Below are 18,604 nucleotides of genomic sequence, written 5' to 3' on the forward strand. Positions count from 1 at the left end.
TGTACTACAACCGCACCAGACTCCACAGCTACAACAACTACCTGTCGCCAATAGCTATGGAGCAAAAAGCGGCATAAGCACCGTAACCGGTGTCCGGATTTACTTGACCAGTTCAGCTTGCTCGCGAAGAGGCCCTTACAGGCATCGCATCACCCTCAGGCGATAACAAACCCTCCACTGGACAAACTATCAAGCCCAACCCCAACCAGCGTCACCGAATCCGCCCAAACGTCAGCACCGTGTCATGCCCCACCCCCGTCGCATGCGCTTGATAGTCATCATTCGGCACCACACTCCGAACCCCGAGAAACACCAGTTTGTCGTTCGCCTCATAGCCCACCAACCGATCCTGGCCAAACGCGCCGCTGAACAGGAACGTTATCGATCCCGCCTCCCGACTCCATCAGGTCATTACCCGTTCCGCCAACAAACACGTCGTTGCCACTGTCGCCGATCAAATGAGTGCTCAAGGGCTTTATCGGGCTCTCGGGGCATGCTGCTGCGCACGTATTCACGCAGTTCGCCCAACCCCATCACACGGTTCTGGAAAAAGTCGTTGTGCTGAATATCCGGGTGATACAGCGCCATGACACCATCCAGATCCCGGTGCTTCCAGCGCAGGTGATACTGCATGACTGTCTCGCCCGTGGCCTGGGTTTGCTGCGGACCATCGTCATCAGTGGGCATAAAGGACTCGACGAGAAAACGCTGAGCTCGCCGAAGTTCTGTCCCGGCTTCAATGGTCAATGAGTCCTGTCCCAGCGCCGAAAAAACCAGCTCATCGTGACCCGCATCAAAAAAAATTAAACCAATCGCTAAATGGCCTGAAAAATCCACATTATTTTCACATCCGGATGCTACTTTTAAAGGCAGTCACCGGTTGAGCCACTGAAGGCTCTTCCCTCCTACCATGAGCTAACGGAAGCGCTCGATGAAGAAGGCGGGTAATACAATGAATAAAGGGTTCAGTAAGGTCACCTTTCCAAACGCCTGCCAGCTGATGCGCTGGCATTTTCATCCCATGGGATTCGAGGCGAGCATGGACGCGCCGGGCAGCATGATTGCCCGTCTGTTTGACCGTGCCAGTGGCGAGACCATGATCGCCATCGCCGGTATTCCTTGCGCGACGGTAATGAATGCCGCGGATGTAGAGCGAATAATCGAAGCGGTGGAAGATGAGCTTGAAGCTTTTATTCCGCCAGCGGCCCTCAGAAGTTACGCCTGAAGGCCCGACACCCAGCAAAAAGCCCACGTCATGTGGGCTTTTTTATGCGCAAAGCAACAGCTCAGGCTGAAGCTTTACTCTCTCGATGATCGGCAAAGAACGGTTTGCCCCTGCCAATCCGGTCGGAGGCCTTGGGCATATTCGCTGCCTGGGTGTCTTGGCCATCGACATACCAGTAGCAATGGCTCGCCGCCCGGGTGATGCCTACGTAAGCCAGTCGCAGAATCTCGTCCTTCTGCGCGTTGTCGTAAGCTTCAGTGTCGCCAGCCTTGCCCAGTCCCGCCATGCGGTAAACCTGGTTTTTATAAGGTGAGCTGGTCAGGTGCTGGCAATCTCCGAGCAGAAATACGGCATCAGCCTGAAGGCCCTTGGCGCTGTGATAGGTAAGTTGCTTCAGCCGCCGGGCGTCATACGGCAAACTCGAATCCACATTAACTACCGACTGAATATGCTCTTCAATCAATAGCTTATCGCTGCTTTTTCGATACAACATCAAGATTGAATCACCCCTCCGGTAGTGCTCGATCAGACGTTTGGCCAAGTCCTGATCATTCCGGTCGAGGATGTTCACCGGCAGCAATACATTGTGTTCGCCGCTGGCCTTTGCCTTTTTGCCAGCGATCGCCGGCGCAGCACGAACGATATGTTCGGCGGCGTCAATGATGTGCTGATGGCTGCGGTAGTTGTCGCTGAGCATGACTTTGGTGGTGCTGGGCGAGGCAAATTCCTTGTTGAACTCCATGAAGTAAGTCGGCGAACTGCCGCGCCAGCCATAAATGGATTGCCAGTCATCGCCCACGCACAGTAGTGACGAGCGCTGAGCGCCGCGCCCAACGTGCATGGCCGGCCCGCGACTGCGGATCTCCGCCAGGCTGGCGCGGATCCACGAAACGATCTGCGGCGATACGTCCTGAAACTCGTCGATCATCAGATGCGACAGAGGCCGGAGCAGGTCGTCGCTCAACAGTTTCAGGTTTTCCGGCGAATGCTCACTGAACAAGGCGAACATTCGGTTATAGGTCATCACCGGTGGTTTTTGATCAAGCAAATGATCTTCCAGCGCGCGCCAGAACAGGCTCAAGGCTTCGAAGAAAAACCGGTCCGGGTCATCCTTGGCGAAACTCATCTGGCTTACGGCATTCGGAACATCAAGCCCGAGGTTCTCGATAAACCCGGCCGCAGCAACAAAACAATCCAGCAATGGTGCGGACCCGAGCTCGCCCTTGACCTTGTAATCGAAGCCTGGTCCCGCACTGGCGTCGCCGGCCAGCGATTTCAGTACTCGCTTTGAAGACTCGTAACTATCAAGCCATATCAATGGCTTACGACAAAAAGCTTGAAACAGAGTGCGCTTGACCGCCCACTCCGCACGCACGGTGAGCCTGGCGCCAGGACGACTGACCTGCGGGTTTTCCCGAGGGTCGAACCCCAGCACCACCCAGGCGTCCAGGCTCGGAATATAACCATGACAATGAAACGTTGAGCCGTTGATATCAAATGACTGACGATTCGGCTCAATCCCTTTGATTGGCCAGGCTCCGGCACGAAACCACAAGTCTTCAACCGCATCGCAGAGTTCTTCATCACGCTTGGCAGCCAGTTCTGTCACGGCCATGCGTTTTTGCACGTCCGGGTGATCGCGCTCCAGCTCCTTGAGCTGCAAGGCGTGGCGGGATAATGGCTTGACCAACTCGCGGAAACGCTCATCGCGAGTGTGCAGGTTGTGATAACAGGCGTTCAGTTGATGCCGTTGGGCGTCGTTGATGCGCAGGTCGAAAGGATTGCTGTCGACCTCTTCATCACCGTTTTGCGGACGGTGACTGAGGTTTTCGAACGCTTGCAACCGCTCGAAGCCCGGCAGGCTGCGTACCATCGGCAGAATTCGCGAATGGAAGGTGCGCACCAGATCACGCGCTTCTTTGACACTGAGTGCCCGCCCCCAGAGCGCAAACAGCTCGATCAGTTTATTGATGAAGTCCTTGCGCGACTCACGGGTAAAGGTGACCACGGTCATCGAACTCAGCTCGAACCCTAGATAATGGGTCAGCAGCAAAATACGCAACACCAGCGTGGTCGACTTGCCCGCACCCGCGCCAGCGATCACTGACGTCGAAGGCGTATCGCTGAAGATCATTTTCCACTGAGCGACGCTAGGCTGGGCGTGAGGTGGCAGCAGTCGGGCGACATCGGCCTTCATGCGTTTCTTCAACTCGGCGCTCAAGGGCAGGCGCCAGTCGTCGAACAGGTTGTCATCAACGTTGGGTGGCCGGTGCTCGGCGGAACGCGAATCGCGGATCCGCAAGACTTGCCGACCTTCTTCCAGCCCTTCGAGTTTGCCTTCCTTATAGCCGTAATCCACCCCGGCGCTGTGCCCACTGCGAAAGCCGTCGGCCTGGCCATGCAGCCAGGACGCGCGATGTTGTGCGCGCAGTCGGGTCAGGCCATGGCCAAAGAACCTGGCGGCCAGACGCTTGAACAGTGGCATCTCGGCCAAGGGACGAAGTTCGGGAGGAAGATCGGGGTTGTGTTGCGGCACGCGGACTGACTCCAGGGTGTGAGGCTGTTGGGGCTATGGTGTCTTCATTTGCCCTTTAGTTCTAGTGAAATGCTTACAGGTCATTGGCTTAAGCGATGAAGTGAAGGCTGGGTGAGAACCTTTCGAGTTTATTTGATATCAGTTTATTCGATCGTATTGAGGCATTTTTTACGCTTTTTATCGATCAGTGGCTGATAGATGATGCTCGCCATTAGCCCACTATTCAGGAGACGATCATGCTCGAACTCAGACCTTTCAACTCCCTGGGCGGCGCCCACCATGGCTGGTTGGATGCACATCACCACTTTTCGTTCGCCGAGTACCATGACCCGAAACGCATGAATTGGGGCAACCTGCGAGTGTGGAACGACGACGTGATTGCCGCTGGCACCGGTTTCCCAAAACATCCGCACCGGGACATGGAGATCATCACCTACGTCCGTGAAGGCGCGATTACCCACGAAGACAACCTTGGCAACAAGGGTCGTACCGAAGCGGGCGATGTTCAGGTCATGAGCGCCGGTACCGGGATCGCCCACAGCGAGTACAACCTGGAAGCGACCGAGACCAAGATCTTTCAGATCTGGATTATTCCGAATGAAGCCGGTTCGGCACCTGCCTGGGGCGCCAAGCCTTTCCCGAAAGGTCAGCGTGAAGGTTTCGTGACACTGGCCAGCGGCAAGGCCGGCGACGATCAAAGCCTGCGGATTCGGGCCGATGCGCGGTTGGTGGCGGCGAACCTGAAGGCCGGTGAGTCTGCCGAGTATCGTCTGGACAGTGGCCGTCGTGCGTACCTGGTTCCGGCTACCGGTGTGATTGAAGTCAATGGCTTGCGTGCACAAGCTCGAGACGGTGTCGCGGTTGCCGATGAGCAGGTGTTGCGGGTGACCGCTATTGAGGACAGTGAAATCGTTCTGGTGGATTTGGCTTGATCGGTTAAATAAAGGGCAAAAAAAGGGGCGGCCGTCATGGTCGCCCCTTTTTTGTACTTTGCTGTTAGCACTGACGCTTCGCGGGCAAGCCCGCTCCCACAGGGTTTTGCGTGAGCCTTGTGGGAGCGGGCTTGCCCGCGAAGAGGCCCTCAATCACTTCGCAGAAATAGCGCCGTCCACCAGTGTCTGAGCTTCCGCGACCAATTGCTTGAGGTGGTCATCACTCACAAAGCTTTCCGCGTAAATCTTGTAGATGTCTTCAGTGCCCGATGGACGCGCCGCGAACCAACCGTTCTCGGTCATGACTTTCAGGCCGCCGATCGCCTGGTCGTTACCCGGTGCGTGGCTGAGGATGCTCTGGATCGCCTCGCCAGCCAGCTGGGTCGAGGTGACCTGATCCGGCGACAATTTGCTCAGCAGTGCTTTTTGCTCTGGATTGGCCTTGGCGTCGACCCGTACCGAAAACGGTTCGCCCAGCTCGTCGGTCAAGGCGCGATAGGCCTGGCTTGGGTCACGACCGGTGCGGGCGGTCATTTCTGCCGCCAGCAGTGCCGGGATCAGGCCATCCTTGTCGGTGCACCAGACGCCGCCGTCCTTGCGCAGGAACGAAGCTCCGGCGCTTTCTTCGCCGCCGAAGCCCAGAGAGCCATCAAACAGACCGTCAGCAAACCATTTGAAGCCGACCGGCACTTCGTACAGGCGACGACCCAGACGTTTGGCGACGCGATCAATCAAGCCACTGCTGACGACGGTTTTGCCCACGGCCGCATCGGCGCGCCATTGCGGACGGTTCTGGAACAGGTAATCGATCGACACCGCAAGGTAGTTGTTCGGCGCCAGCAAACCACCGGACGGGGTGACGATGCCATGGCGGTCGTGATCCGGGTCGCAGCCGAATGCCACGTCAAAACGATCCTTCAGACCGATAAGACCTTGCATGGCGTGAGTGGACGATGGGTCCATGCGGATCTGGCCATCCCAGTCGACGGTCATGAAGCGGAAGGTCGGATCGACCTGCTTGTTGACCACTTCCAGATCCAGGCGGTAATGCTCGGCAATCGCCGACCAGTAGCGCACCCCTGCTCCGCCCAGCGGGTCGACCCCCAGATGCAGCTTGGCGTCACGAATGGCGTCGAAGTCGATCACGTTGATCAGATCGGCGACATAAGTGTTGAGGTAATCGTGACGATGAGTCGTGCTGGCCTTCAAGGCCTGCTCATAGCTGATGCGCTTGACGCCAGCGAGCTTGTTGCTCAGCAGCTCATTGGCCTTGGCTTCGATCCACTTGGTGATGTGCGTATCGGCCGGGCCACCGTTGGCAGGGTTGTATTTGTAGCCACCGCTTTGCGGCGGGTTGTGGGACGGCGTGATAACGATGCCATCCGCCAGGCCGGAAGTGCGCCCGCGGTTGTAGCAGAGAATAGCGTGGGAAATGGCCGGTGTCGGGGTGTATTCGTCACCTTCGGCGATCATCACCGTTACCCCATTGGCCGCCAGCACTTCAAGAGCGCTGACCCCGGCCGGCGTGGACAGCGCATGGGTGTCGATGCCGACAAACAGCGGGCCATCGATACCTTGGGCTTCGCGGTACAGGCAGATCGCCTGGCTGATTGCCAGAACATGCCATTCGTTGAAACTCAGGTCGAACGAGCTGCCCCGGTGCCCGGACGTACCGAAGGCGACGCGCTGGGTGGAGATCGCGGCATCGGGCTGGCCGGAGTAATAAGCCGTTACCAGTCGCGGGATGTCGACCAACAGTTCTGCCGGTGCCGGTTTGCCCGCAAAAGGACTGAGTGTCATGCAAAACCTCTGAAATAGAGTGGTTCAGGAATAGGAAAGCAGTTTACTGGCAGTTTGACCGCAGCGCGACGTTATCGATCCCGACCGATCTGCAGCGCAATGTTATAAATCCCGACGCTGGCGGGTCCTGCTTAGTCGATCGATTCCAGACGCAAGGCATCCCCCAACAAACCCAGCGCGGCGGCCAGATCGTGGTCGCCGGCAAAGGTATGACTCAGGCGCAAGTGCTGCGCGTGCAAGCCCTGGAGACTGAACAGTTCTCCCGGGGCGATCACCACCTGGTGCTTGAGCAGGCGCTGGAATACCCGACGCACATCGACCTGGCGCAGGGAGCGCACCCAGATCGTCGCCCCACCCTGAGGCTCGACGAAGTGCAAGGCATCGCCCAGGCGCTCCTGCAACAGCTGAGTCATCTGCACCTTGCGATCCTTGAGCAATCGCCGCAACACCTGAAGATGCTGATCGATACGTCCATTGCTGTACAAGCGAGCGATGGCTTTCTGGCGAATCGGCGACAGGTGGAAGGAACGCAACAGAAAGTGCCGTTGCAGTTCGACCCGCAGATGTCTCGAAAGCAAATAGCCGTAAGGCGCTTCCGTACCAATCACTTTTTCGAAAGTGGAAAACATGATCAGCCTGTCGGGGTCCAGCAGATCGCGAAACCGCTGGCCATCGGGCTCGAATCCGAGTTCGCTGTAACAGTCGTTCTCCAACACCCAGCTGCCATGCCTCTCCAGCAACTGCGCAATGGATCGCTTGTTGTCGACGGGTGCCAGGCTACCTCGCGGCATGTTCAGCCAGGATGAAACCATCACCAGTCGTACCGGCCTGGCCTCCAGCAGTTCTTTGAGCTGATCGAAGTCCAGGCCTCCGTCGGCCTGCACTGCCAACTCAATCACCTGCACCTCCGCGGCCTGGAGCAAACGCAGAATCACCCAGTCGCATGGCGACTCCACCACGACCGTGGCGCCCTTGAGACTCAACACGCCGATCAATATTTCCAGGACGCCGCGCAAATCTGCGCCGATATACACATCATCAGCATGCCAACAGCGCAATGGTGAGGTGGTGTAGCGCGCCGCCAGCGCAGTTCGCAGCTCCAGTTCACCGCAATGTTGCGAAGACGAATGCGGCTGACGCGGATACTGGCGGAGCAACTCTCTCTCCAGCAGCAACAAGGGACTGTCGAGAGGCTGCAACAACGCCGGTTCATCGGCACTCAAGACCAGCATGGCGGGACGTCTGGCGTTGACATAGACGGTTTCGAGCAAGTCGTTGCCGCTGCCGGGTGCGTTGATGGATGACACCGGTAACGCGTAGTAACCGGACTTGGCGACCGAATAGACACGCCCTTCCTTCTCCAGCAGCGAATAGGCGTACTGAATGGTAGAAATCGAAACGCTCAAACGGTCGGCCAACTGTCGTAACGAAGGCAGACGGACTCGAGCGTCATTGGCCGGCTCGCTGATCAGCTGGGTCAGATATCGGTAAACCGCCTGATACGCGAAATCGGTTTCTCGTGGCCCTTTCATGGGTAAGAGCCGAATACGGAGTCGGTCAGACCCGGCACTGTCAACGTTCCGCTGACCATTCACCCGCCACAGCGGTGTCATCGTCATAGTCGACTACGTCGGTTTGCAAATCCGCGCCGACGATTTCCGACCCGGGCTCCCTGCTCCCCTGCGCAGAAACCGGACCCATGCGATAAAGCTTGCCAATCAGGCTGACCGGCAACCCGCTGACGTCGACCATCCATTGCAACACCTGCTCCGGAACCGGACTGCCCTGCATTGCCCGATGCAATTCAGGCATCGCCACGAGCATACCGGGGTGGCACTGGCGCAGAAAAAGCTCAAGCGCCGCGCCATTCTCGACAAACGGAGAAAAGAGCAGACATACCAGCTGTGCCTCGCTCAAGCCCAGGTATTTTTGTGCCTCGGCCGCTGCCAGTGCGCGCTGGTCGGTCAACGTCGCCGAGTTGCCAAACGCCTCCATCGCTTGCTCGCACAAACGCTCCGGCAGTCGTTTGCGGCGCATCATCACCAAGGCCCGTTGCAGGTAATCGGCAACGCCGGCCTCGTAGCTGCGGCCATGCACGAAGCACGCTTGCAAACCTCGAAGATGTGCGCAGATCGAGAGGCTGACGTAGTCGTTGTCGCTGAGCTGAGCCGCCAGCTCGTCAGATTGAAAACCGAGAAATTCGGTGAGCAGTGGCCAACGCTCTTCCAGATTGCTGACCAACATGTCGTGAATGTCGATGAACGTAGTGCGGCGACAGGCTTCAAACCGTTCGGCCGGACGCCATTGCGCCTGACCATGCTCAGAATAAAACCCTCGGTAGCAGTCGCTGCCCAGTTCATCGAGCAGCATGAACAGCTGCTCATAACCTGTTTCGTTGTGACTCGAGAGGTTGAGCCCAGCCTTGGTTGCGGCTCGATTCAATCCGTCGAGAAACCGCTTCTGCTGGCGAGGTGTGTCACTACAGACCAATGCATCGACGCCGTTGTCCCAGCGGGCGATCTGGCCATAGAACTCGCCGGTGGCCAGAAATCCGTCGTCCCAAAGATCAAGGGGGCCGTTCCAGTTGCGACGATGGCCGACCATGAGCAGGTTAAGCCGATTCGCCTCTCGGCCGGCTTCGGAGATAGGCGCGAGGTGGTTGAACGCCAGGACTTCCCGGTTATCGACCATCAGCAGTTCGACCCGAGGGTCGTCATAGAGGAACAAGGCGCTATAGCTGCGATGGATATTGTCCAGGGCCGTCGCGCTTGAGCCGTTCAAGCGTAAGGAGGCTACCCGCAACTGAAAGGTCGCAGGTGCCCGGCCGGCAATGCTCAGTTGTGCGGCGCGCAGCAGCGCCAGGGTGTAGCAACTGTCACGGGAACCGGACTGGATCGCCAGCACCTTGTAATCGCCAATACGCTCAATCCCGCCCGCGGCGACCACCAGGCGCTGAATCATGAGCTGTAATGCCGTGCGTTCGGCTCGCGAAAAGAAACTGAGCAAACGCTGCAATACTTGCTGGTAGACATAGTTCATCGCTTGGTCATGGATATGGGTCATCTGTATTTACCTGATGCTCGTAAGTTCAATATCGCGCAACAATTCGATTCACTGCGCCAATGGTTGCCTGACACGATTGAAGTACTGGACTTTATTGGAGAATGCTAACACTTAAGTTTTTTGGAATTATTTGAAATGATTGGAAATCACCTGTGCTCTGGCCAGAGGCAAACTGCCGCGCAGCCCCACAGGGTCGGTGTCTTGCGGCCTGATGCGACATCCTAGGAAATGTCCGACAGCGTCCCACAGACATTTAGTACAAGAAATAAAGAAAGAAGTTGTCCATCGTTTTTCGGCAACTGCGTAATGACGAACTATTTGTTCGAGATGGATCAATAGTGCGCATTGAAAAGTATCAGATTGATACCCAGCCATGACTCGTTCCTTGAGATGAAAGTAATCATCCAATTATCAGGGCTTATAAATTGATTAGAAGATACAGATTGAGAGCAAAAACCAGTTCAGTTGCTGAACTGACCCACCGACAGATCAATGGGACGTCTCATTTTGGGGATGCTGAAAACGAAAGAGTCCGTGCTGGCACGGACTCTTGTCGGGAGGAGTTACGCAGGTTCGACCTGAAGTGCAACCCTTTCGCGGCACGGGCATTCGTCCATGTAGCGATGGGCTTCGACAAACTCGGCAAACGGGAAGACCCGGGTCTTGAGCGGTAGCAGCACGCGGTCCGCCGTCAGCTGGTTGATGTCGCGCAAGGCACGTTGCAGTGCGACCTGGTCCTGGATGATGCCCAATTCCGGCTTGCCCGTGAAGTTACCGATGCAGTGCACAAAGAACTGAATGTTCTTCTGGAACGCGGCGCAGGCCGGGAACGGAGTCTGGTTGCCCCCTTGCAGGCCATACAGCACCAGGCTGCCGCGAGGTGCAAGCACATCGCCGAGCAACGACATCTGCGGGCCACCAAGACCATCGAACACCACATCGACGCCACGGTTGTCGGTGATCTTGTTGATCTGCATCAGCAAGTCCTGTTCTTCGGTGACGATGACTTTCTCGGCACCGAGGGACAGCAGGTATTCACGTTCATCCGCCGTTTTCGTCGCGGCGATCACCCGTACACCCAGGGCCTTGCCCAGTTGTACGAACGAAGGACCGGCACAGTGGCTGGCGTCGGTCACCAGGGCGAATTGCCCCGGCTTGACCCGTGCCAGATCGGCGTAAGCAAAATAGGCGATCAACAGCGGCGTGTAGTGCACGCTGGCTTCAATCGGGCTGAGCACGTCCGGGTAACGGGTGAGTGCCGAGCGCGGCAATACAATCTGCTCGCCGTAGACCGGATAGTCGTTCGGGCTTTCGGCCGGGAAGCTGGCGACCTTGTCGCCGATTTCCAGATCATCGACACCTTCACCGACGGCGGTGACGATGCCAGCCATTTCATGGCCAAGGCCTGAAGGCAGACGAGCGTGGGACGAAGCCAGGTTCTGGCGCCAGAGAATGTCGTACCAGCTGATGCCAATCGCTTCGACGCGCACCTGCACTTCGCCCGGCGCAGGGAGAGCGGCCGCATGCTCTTCGCATTTGAGCACCTCGGCTGGACCAAACTTGTGAAAACGAATCGTGCGTGACATCGCAAACCTCGTCAAAGAAACCTCTAATGCCCTGAACTCTATCTGGGCTTTCTACCCAAGACTATCAGTGGCTATTAATAGTCGACATGCCTGTCATTGATTCCGCAGCGCCGGTGACATCCGCAGATGTCGTAAGAAACCGAAGCAGCCTTTGTAGGAAAACTGAATTACTCGGTGCAGAGTACCAGTCTTTCCCCGTAAGATTCATGCCGGCCATTGTTCTTATATGGCCGCTCACGTCAAGTTTGCTGACTCTGCCAGGACTCCAGATGAATCGTAATGACCTGCGTCGTGTCGACCTGAACCTGTTGATCGTATTCGAAACATTGATGCACGAACGCAGTGTGACCCGCGCTGCGGAGAAATTGTTCCTCGGTCAGCCGGCCATCAGCGCGGCACTCTCGCGCCTGCGCGGGCTGTTCGATGACCCATTGTTCGTGCGTACCGGCCGTAGCATGGAACCATCCGCCCGGGCAGTGGAAATCTTCGCCCTGCTCTCCCCGGCACTGGATTCGATTTCCACTGCGGTCAGCCGTGCGGCCGAATTCGACCCGGCCACCAGCACCGCGGTGTTCCGCATCGGTCTGTCGGACGACGTCGAGTTCGCCCTGCTGCCGATGCTGCTCAAGCGTCTGCGCGCTGAATCACCGGGGATCGTGCTGGTCGTGCGTCGGGCCAACTACATCCTGATGCCAAGCCTGCTGGCTTCGGGCGAGATTTCCATCGGCGTCAGCTACACCGCTGATCTGCCGGCCAACGCCAAGCGCAAAGTGCTGCGTCGCAGCATGCCGAAGCTGTTGCGGGCCGACACGGTGCCAGGGCCGTTGAGCCTGGACGACTTCTGCGCGCGACCTCATGCGCTGGTGTCGTTCGCGGGTGACCTGAGCGGCTTTATAGATGAAGAGCTGGAAAAGCTCGGGCGCAAGCGTCATGTGGTGCTCGCGGTGCCGCAGTTCAATGGACTGAGCACGCTCATCAGCGGCACTGATATTGTCGCGACCGTGCCCGATTACACGGCTGAAGCGCTGACAGCGGCTGGCGGTGTGCGGGCTGAAGACCCGCCGTTGCCGGTGCGCAGCTTCGAACTGCACATGGCTTGGCGTGGGTCGCAGGATAATGATCCGGGCGAGCGCTGGTTGCGGTCTCGGATTCAGATGTTCTTTGGTGACCCGGATAGTTTGGCCTGAGCCTGATTGTGTATGAGGCTGTGACCTCTTCGCGGGCAAGCCCGCTCCCACATTGGATCTGTGGTGATGTGGGAACGGGCGTGCCCGCGATGGCAGCGACTCGGTCTCACGTTTAACCTTTGCATTCCCCGCAACACTGTATTGTCATTAACCGAATTGATAGCCACCTAACGAAAGGTGCACGCTAGAGGGCTTGATTCGGTCTTATATCATTCCGAATGATAGTTACCTTTACCTCATTCGATTCGTCCGATTCCGCCCTGCCGCTCATCATCCGCCCATTCTCAATTCATTGGCGGATGCATCCATGGAACAATCACTCAAACATTTGCGCTTCCCGTTGGCCATGTTGGCCGTGCTGGTGATGAGCGCCTGCGGCAAGACTCCGGACGCGGCCGCCACTATGCCCGCAGCCAAGGTCAGCGTGGCCAGGGTGCTGGAACAACCGGTCAACGAGTGGGACGAATTCACCGGGCGCCTTGAAGCGCCCGAAACCGTAGAAATTCGTCCACGGGTCTCCGGCCAGATCGATGAAGTCGCTTTTACTGAAGGCGCCTTGGTCAAAAAAGGCGACCTGCTGTTCCAGATCGACCCTCGCCCGTTCCAGGCTGAAGTCCGTCGCCTCGAAGCGCTGGTGGCCCAGTCCCGCGCCAACGCCACCCGCAGCGAGAACGAAGCCCGACGCGGTGAGCGCCTGCGCACCAGCAATGCGATTTCCGCCGAGTTGGCCGATTCGCGTACCAGCGCTTCGCAAGAAGCCCGCGCCGCTGTCGGTGCCCTTCAAGCGCAACTGGACCTGGCCAAACTGAACCTGAGCTTCACCCGCGTCACCGCGCCAATCAGTGGTCGCGTCAGCCGTGCGGAAATCACCGCCGGCAACCTGGTGACCGCCGATACCACCGCGCTCACAAGCGTGGTGTCCACCGACAAGGTCTACGCCTACTTCGACGCCGACGAGCGTGTGTTCCTCAAATACACCCAACTCGCTCGCCAAGGCAAACGCGGTGCAACGACTCCGGTTTACCTCGGGCTCTCCAACGAAGAAGGCAACCCACACCAGGGCGTGATGAACTTCGTCGACAACCAGGTCAACCCGAAAACCGGCACCATCCGCGGTCGTGCCGTGTTCGACAACAGCGACGGCGCCTACACCCCAGGCCTGTATGCCCGCCTGAAACTGGTCGGTAGCGGCACCTATTCCGCCGTGCTGATCAACGACGAAGCGGTCGGTACCGATCTGGGTAAAAAGTTTGTGCTGGTGATGGATGCCGACAACAAAACGGTTTACCGCTCGGTCGAACTGGGTCCGAAGATCGAAGGTTTGCGCATCGTGCGCAGCGGCCTGAACAAGGACGACACCGTCATCGTCAAGGGGCTGCAACGGGTTCGCCCTGGCTCGCCGGTCACCCCTGAAGTGATCCCGATGGCCAGTGAACAAACCCTCGCCGCTCTGGCTCAACAACGACAAGCGCTGGAAGCCAGCAACCTGCCCCAAGTCGCACCTGCCAAGGTCGCGCCGGGTTCGGTTGTGAAATTGGCTGCCGCGACTCCACGCGGTTAAGGGACAACAACTCCGATGAATTTTTCCCAATTCTTCATTTCACGGCCGATCTTTGCAGCGGTACTTTCGCTGCTGATCCTGATCGCCGGCGCCATCTCGCTGTTCCAGTTGCCGATCAGCGAATACCCGGAAGTGGTTCCGCCGACCGTTGTGGTTCGTGCGAACTTCCCGGGTGCCAACCCTAAAGTCATCGGTGAAACCGTGGCCGCTCCACTGGAGCAAGCCATCACCGGCGTCGAGAACATGCTGTACATGTCCTCGCAATCCACCGCTGACGGCAAGATCACCCTGACCATCACCTTTGCGCTGGGCACTGACCTGGACAACGCACAGGTGCAGGTGCAGAACCGTGTGACCCGGACCGAGCCGAAACTTCCAGAAGAAGTGACGCGCATCGGTATCACCGTGGACAAGGCGTCGCCCGACCTGACCATGGTTGTGCACTTGACCTCGCCGGACAAACGCTACGACATGCTCTACCTGTCCAACTACGCCCTGCTGAATATCAAGGATGAGCTGGCGCGTCTGGGCGGTGTCGGTGACGTGCAACTGTTCGGTATGGGCGATTACTCGCTGCGTGTGTGGCTCGATCCGAACAAGACCGCTTCGCGTAACCTGACCGCCACCGACGTCGTGACCGCCATCCGTGAACAAAACCGTCAGGTGGCTGCCGGTGCACTGGGTGCGCCCCCCGCGCCGAATGCCACTGCGTTCCAGCTGTCGGTCAACACCCAAGGTCGTCTGGTTTCTGAAGAAGAGTTCGAGAACATCATCATTCGCTCCGGCGACAATGGTGAAATCACTCGCCTGAAAGACATCGCCCGTGTCGAACTTGGCTCCAGCCAATACGCCCTGCGCTCCTTGCTGAACAACCAGCCGGCGGTGGCGATCCCGATCTTCCAGCGCCCAGGCTCCAACGCGATCCAGATCTCCAACGACGTTCGGGAGAAAATGGCCGAGCTGAAGAAGAACTTCCCGGAAGGCATGGACTTCAGCATCGTCTATGACCCGACGATCTTCGTGCGCGGTTCCATCGAGGCGGTGGTTCACACCCTTTTCGAAGCACTGATCCTCGTTGTTTTGGTGGTGATCCTGTTCCTGCAAACCTGGCGCGCGTCGATCATTCCGCTGGTGGCGGTGCCGGTTTCGCTGATTGGTACGTTTGCGGTGATGCACTTGTTCGGCTTCTCGCTGAACGCCCTGTCGCTGTTCGGATTGGTATTGGCCATCGGTATCGTGGTGGACGACGCCATCGTGGTGGTGGAGAACGTCGAGCGAAATATCGGACTGGGATTGACGCCGGTCGAAGCAACCAAACGTGCGATGCGTGAAGTGACCGGACCGATCATCGCAACCGCACTGGTGCTGTGTGCGGTGTTTATCCCGGCGGCCTTCATCTCCGGGTTGACCGGGCAGTTCTACAAGCAGTTCGCCCTGACCATTGCGATCTCGACCGTGATCTCGGCGTTCAACTCGCTGACCCTGTCGCCTGCCCTGGCGGCTGTGTTGCTCAAAAGCCATGACGCGCCGAAAGACCGTTTCTCCAAGGTCCTCGACAAGATCTTTGGTGGCTGGCTGTTCCGTCCGTTCAACCGCTTCTTTGACAAGGCCAGCCACGGCTATGTCGGCACCGTGGGCCGGGTTATCCGCAGCAGCGGTATCGCCCTGCTGGTGTACGCAGGCCTGATGGTGCTGACCTTCTTCGGTTTCGCCAACACCCCGACCGGTTTCGTACCCGGCCAGGACAAACAATACCTGGTGGCCTTCGCGCAATTGCCGGATGCCTCGAGCCTGGACCGTACCGAAGACGTGATCAAGCGCATGTCCGACCTGGCCTTGAAACAGCCTGGCGTGGAAAGTGCCGTGGCCTTCCCGGGCCTGTCGATCAACGGCTTCACCAACAGCCCTAACGCCGGCATCGTGTTCGTTACCTTGAAACCGTTCGACGAGCGTAAAGACCCGAGCATGTCCGCCGGTGCGATTGCCGGTGCATTGAACGGCCAGTACGCCGGGATTCAGGAAGCCTACATGGCGATCTTCCCGCCGCCCCCCGTACAAGGCCTGGGCACCATCGGTGGTTTCCGCCTGCAAATCGAAGACCGGGGCAACCTGGGCTACGACGAGCTGTACAAGGAAACCATGAACATCATCAACAAAAGCCACAACGTGCCGGAGCTGGCAGGCCTGTTCACCAGCTATACCGTGAACGTGCCGCAAGTCGATGCCGCGATTGACCGCGAAAAAGCCAAGACCCACGGCGTGGCCGTCAGCGACATCTTCGACACCCTGCAGATCTACCTGGGTTCGCTGTATGCCAACGACTTCAACCGCTTCGGTCGCACCTATCAGGTCAACGTTCAGGCTGAACAGCAGTTCCGTCTCGAGCCCGACCAGATCGGTCAGCTGAAAGTGCGTAACAACAAAGGCGAGATGATTCCGCTGGCGACCTTCATCAAGGTCAGCGACACCTCGGGTCCGGACCGCGTGATGCACTACAACGGTTTCATCACCGCGGAAATCAACGGTGCGGCAGCCCCCGGCTACAGCTCCGGTCAGGCCGAAAAAGCCATCGAGAAACTGCTCAAGGAAGAACTTCCGAACGGCATGACCTACGAATGGACCGACCTGACCTACCAGCAGATTCTGTCCGGTAACACCGCACTGTTCGTATTCCCGCTCTGTGTACTGCTGGCGTTCCTGGTACTCGCGGCTCAATACGAAAGCTGGAGCCTGCCCCTGGCGGTGATCCTGATCGTACCGATGACCCTGCTGTCGGCCATTACCGGTGTGATTGCTTCGGGAGGCGATAACAACATCTTCACCCAAATCGGATTGATCGTACTGGTGGGGCTTGCCTGTAAGAACGCGATTCTGATCGTCGAGTTTGCCAAGGACAAACAGGAGGACGAAGGCATGAACCCGCTCGCGGCGGTGCTCGAAGCTTGCCGCCTGCGTCTGCGCCCGATCCTGATGACCTCCTTCGCGTTCATCATGGGTGTTGTGCCTCTGGTGTTCTCCAGCGGTGCCGGTGCCGAAATGCGTCACGCCATGGGTGTGGCGGTGTTCTCCGGGATGCTCGGGGTGACCTTCTTCGGTCTGTTGCTGACGCCAGTGTTCTACGTACTGATTCGTAACTTTGTGGAGCGCGGTGAAAAGCGCAAAGCGGCCAAGGCCCTGAAACTGGAGGCGCAACAATGAGCCTGAAAGCCTTCCTGCCGAGCCTTCTGGTACTGGCCCTGAGTGCCTGTGCCGTCGGCCCGGACTACAAGACCCCAGCCACTGAGCCGGCGAACATCACCACCGCCACCGATGGCGCTGCCGGTCAGAAAAACTTCGACCGCGCACGCTTCGAAGGCATCTGGTGGCAGCAGTTCGAAGACCCGACTCTCAATCAGTTGGTGACGCAATCGCTGCAAGGCAACCGTGATTTGCGCGTCGCCTTCGCTCGCTGGAAAGCAGCACGGGCGATTCGCGACGACGTCAGCAATGACGCCATGCCGACCATCACCAGCCGCGCCAGCAGTGATCTGGGAAAAGGTCAGATTCCGGGCCAGACCACCAAACGGGTTAATAGCGAACGCTATGACCTGGGTCTGGACATGGCCTGGGAACTGGACCTGTTCGGCCGCATCCAGCGAAATCTGGAATCCAGCGACGCCGAACAGCAAGCGGCCGAAGCCGATCTGTACCAACTGCAAGTCACCATGATTGCCGAACTGGTTGACGCCTACGGTCAACTGCGCGGCGCGCAACTGCGGGAAAAGATTGCCCTGGCCAACCTGAACAACCAGCAAGAATCGCGCAAGATCACCGAAAGCCTGCGTGATGCCGGCGTCGGCGATCAGCTCGATGTGGTCCGCGCCGATGCGCGTCTGGCGTCCGTTGAAGCCAGCGTGCCGCAATTGCAGGCTGAGCAGGTGCGGCAGAAAAACCGTATCGCGACCCTGCTCGGTGAGCGTCCGGACAAGCTGACCGTCAATCTCAGCCCGAAAGATTTGCCAGCGATCGCCAAAGCTTTGCCAATCGGCGATCCGGGTGAACTGTTGCAACGTCGCCCGGATATTCTCAGCGCCGAGCGCAAACTGGCCTCCGCCACTGCCCGTATCGGCGTGGCCAAAGCTGATTTGTTCCCTCGGGTCAGCCTCAGCGGCTTCCTCGGTTTCACCGCCGGGCGCGGTTCGCAGATCGGTTCTGCGGCAGCCAACGCCTGGGCACTGGGCCCAAGCATCACCTGGGCCGCGTTTGACCTGGGCAGTGTGCGCGCCCGTTTGCGTGGCGCCGATGCGGATGCCGAAGGCGCCCTGGCGACTTACGAGCAGCAAGTACTGCTGGCGTTGGAAGAATCAGAAAACGCCTTCAGTGACTACGGCAAGCGTCAGCAACGCTTGATCTCATTGATCCGCCAGAGCGAATCAAGTCGCGCTGCTGCCGACCTGGCTGAAATTCGCTACCGCGAAGGCACCGCTGACTTCCTCGTCCTGCTCGACGCCCAGCGTGAACGTCTGGCGGCTGAAGACACTCAGGCTCAGGCCGAAGTCGATTTGTACCGCGGCATTGTCGCAATTTACAAAGCACTTGGCGGTGGCTGGCAACCAGAGACGGTCGCCAGCAAGTAATGTTTTAACGAGTTCCTTTGGTTGGCCGCAACCAACCAAATTTTTAGCCCTGCGCCTCATTCGGTCGCGGGGTTTTTTTTGCCTGTTCGACATGGCTG

At 58.3% G+C, this 18,604-nt stretch carries 11 protein-coding genes and 2 pseudogenes; 6 read left to right on the top strand and 7 right to left on the bottom strand.

Going from position 1 to position 18,604, the window contains the following annotated elements; all coding sequences use genetic code 11:
* Positions 1 to 155: 155 nt before the first annotated feature.
* Both FQ185_RS30905 and FQ185_RS28735 read right to left on the bottom strand, forming a co-directional pair.
* Positions 156 to 461: pseudogene (locus FQ185_RS30905) on the bottom strand (polyurethanase); the annotation flags it as partial.
* Positions 460 to 687: pseudogene (locus tag FQ185_RS28735) on the bottom strand (DUF4440 domain-containing protein); the annotation flags it as partial. The pseudogenes FQ185_RS30905 and FQ185_RS28735, both read right to left, overlap by 2 nt.
* A 265-nt stretch (positions 688 to 952) precedes the next feature.
* On the opposite strand from FQ185_RS28735, the gene FQ185_RS28740 reads away from it, so the two are divergent.
* Positions 953 to 1,225, top strand: coding sequence for a DUF1652 domain-containing protein (locus tag FQ185_RS28740; protein WP_008156356.1), 273 nt, complete (start codon positions 953 to 955; stop codon positions 1,223 to 1,225).
* Positions 1,226 to 1,286: 61 nt separating this feature from the next.
* On the opposite strand, the gene FQ185_RS28745 is transcribed toward FQ185_RS28740, so the two are convergent.
* Entirely contained in the window at positions 1,287 to 3,761 is a 2,475-nt protein-coding gene (locus FQ185_RS28745; protein WP_149420384.1) for a UvrD-helicase domain-containing protein, read from the bottom strand.
* A gap of 236 nt (positions 3,762 to 3,997) precedes the next feature.
* On the opposite strand from FQ185_RS28745, the gene FQ185_RS28750 reads away from it, so the two are divergent.
* Positions 3,998 to 4,693: a pirin family protein gene (locus tag FQ185_RS28750; RefSeq protein ID WP_149420385.1), complete on the top strand. Its 696-nt coding sequence runs from the start codon at positions 3,998 to 4,000 to the stop codon at positions 4,691 to 4,693.
* Between the two features lie 153 nt (positions 4,694 to 4,846).
* On the opposite strand, the gene pgm is transcribed toward FQ185_RS28750, so the two are convergent.
* From pgm to FQ185_RS28770, 4 genes are all read right to left on the bottom strand, one after another.
* Positions 4,847 to 6,493, bottom strand: coding sequence for a phosphoglucomutase (alpha-D-glucose-1,6-bisphosphate-dependent) (gene pgm / locus FQ185_RS28755; RefSeq protein ID WP_149420386.1), 1,647 nt, complete (start codon positions 6,491 to 6,493; stop codon positions 4,847 to 4,849).
* Between the two features lie 131 nt (positions 6,494 to 6,624).
* Positions 6,625 to 8,025, bottom strand: a complete 1,401-nt coding sequence (locus FQ185_RS28760) for a PLP-dependent aminotransferase family protein (RefSeq protein ID WP_149420387.1) — start codon at positions 8,023 to 8,025, stop codon at positions 6,625 to 6,627.
* Between the two features lie 40 nt (positions 8,026 to 8,065).
* Positions 8,066 to 9,556: a hypothetical protein gene (locus FQ185_RS28765; RefSeq protein ID WP_149420388.1), complete on the bottom strand. Its 1,491-nt coding sequence runs from the start codon at positions 9,554 to 9,556 to the stop codon at positions 8,066 to 8,068.
* Between the two features lie 563 nt (positions 9,557 to 10,119).
* Complete coding sequence (locus tag FQ185_RS28770; RefSeq protein WP_149420389.1) at positions 10,120 to 11,142, bottom strand: zinc-dependent alcohol dehydrogenase family protein; 1,023 nt, start codon at positions 11,140 to 11,142, stop codon at positions 10,120 to 10,122.
* Between the two features lie 269 nt (positions 11,143 to 11,411).
* Between FQ185_RS28770 and FQ185_RS28775 the strand changes: the two genes are divergently transcribed.
* From FQ185_RS28775 to FQ185_RS28790, 4 genes are all read left to right on the top strand, one after another.
* Positions 11,412 to 12,329, top strand: coding sequence for a LysR family transcriptional regulator (locus FQ185_RS28775; protein ID WP_008156370.1), 918 nt, complete (start codon positions 11,412 to 11,414; stop codon positions 12,327 to 12,329).
* Positions 12,330 to 12,636: 307 nt separating this feature from the next.
* Complete coding sequence (gene mexE, locus FQ185_RS28780; protein WP_149420390.1) at positions 12,637 to 13,890, top strand: multidrug efflux RND transporter periplasmic adaptor subunit MexE; 1,254 nt, start codon at positions 12,637 to 12,639, stop codon at positions 13,888 to 13,890.
* Positions 13,891 to 13,905: 15 nt separating this feature from the next.
* Positions 13,906 to 17,088 carry an efflux RND transporter permease subunit gene (locus FQ185_RS28785; protein WP_149420391.1) on the top strand — a complete coding sequence of 1,061 codons (3,183 nt, stop codon included), beginning with the start codon at positions 13,906 to 13,908 and terminating at the stop codon, positions 17,086 to 17,088.
* Positions 17,085 to 18,506 (top strand): efflux transporter outer membrane subunit, encoded by a 1,422-nt coding sequence (locus FQ185_RS28790; protein ID WP_149420392.1) that lies wholly within the window; start codon positions 17,085 to 17,087, stop codon positions 18,504 to 18,506. Before FQ185_RS28785 ends, FQ185_RS28790 begins: the two co-directional genes overlap by 4 nt.
* Positions 18,507 to 18,604: the final 98 nt, after the last annotated feature.

This window comes from Pseudomonas sp. ANT_H12B, from assembly GCF_008369325.1.
Taxonomy (GTDB): domain Bacteria; phylum Pseudomonadota; class Gammaproteobacteria; order Pseudomonadales; family Pseudomonadaceae; genus Aquipseudomonas.

Coding starts and splice junctions, on each gene's coding strand:
- FQ185_RS28740 (WP_008156356.1), top strand. CDS start 953: ATGAATAAAGGGTTCAGTAAGGTCACCTTTCCAAACGCCTGCCAGCTG.
- FQ185_RS28750 (WP_149420385.1), top strand. CDS start 3,998: ATGCTCGAACTCAGACCTTTCAACTCCCTGGGCGGCGCCCACCATGGC.
- FQ185_RS28765 (WP_149420388.1), bottom strand. CDS start 9,556: ATGACCCATATCCATGACCAAGCGATGAACTATGTCTACCAGCAAGTA.
- FQ185_RS28790 (WP_149420392.1), top strand. CDS start 17,085: ATGAGCCTGAAAGCCTTCCTGCCGAGCCTTCTGGTACTGGCCCTGAGT.
- FQ185_RS28785 (WP_149420391.1), top strand. CDS start 13,906: ATGAATTTTTCCCAATTCTTCATTTCACGGCCGATCTTTGCAGCGGTA.
- FQ185_RS28760 (WP_149420387.1), bottom strand. CDS start 8,025: ATGAAAGGGCCACGAGAAACCGATTTCGCGTATCAGGCGGTTTACCGA.
- pgm (WP_149420386.1), bottom strand. CDS start 6,493: ATGACACTCAGTCCTTTTGCGGGCAAACCGGCACCGGCAGAACTGTTG.
- mexE (WP_149420390.1), top strand. CDS start 12,637: ATGGAACAATCACTCAAACATTTGCGCTTCCCGTTGGCCATGTTGGCC.
- FQ185_RS28770 (WP_149420389.1), bottom strand. CDS start 11,142: ATGTCACGCACGATTCGTTTTCACAAGTTTGGTCCAGCCGAGGTGCTC.
- FQ185_RS28775 (WP_008156370.1), top strand. CDS start 11,412: ATGAATCGTAATGACCTGCGTCGTGTCGACCTGAACCTGTTGATCGTA.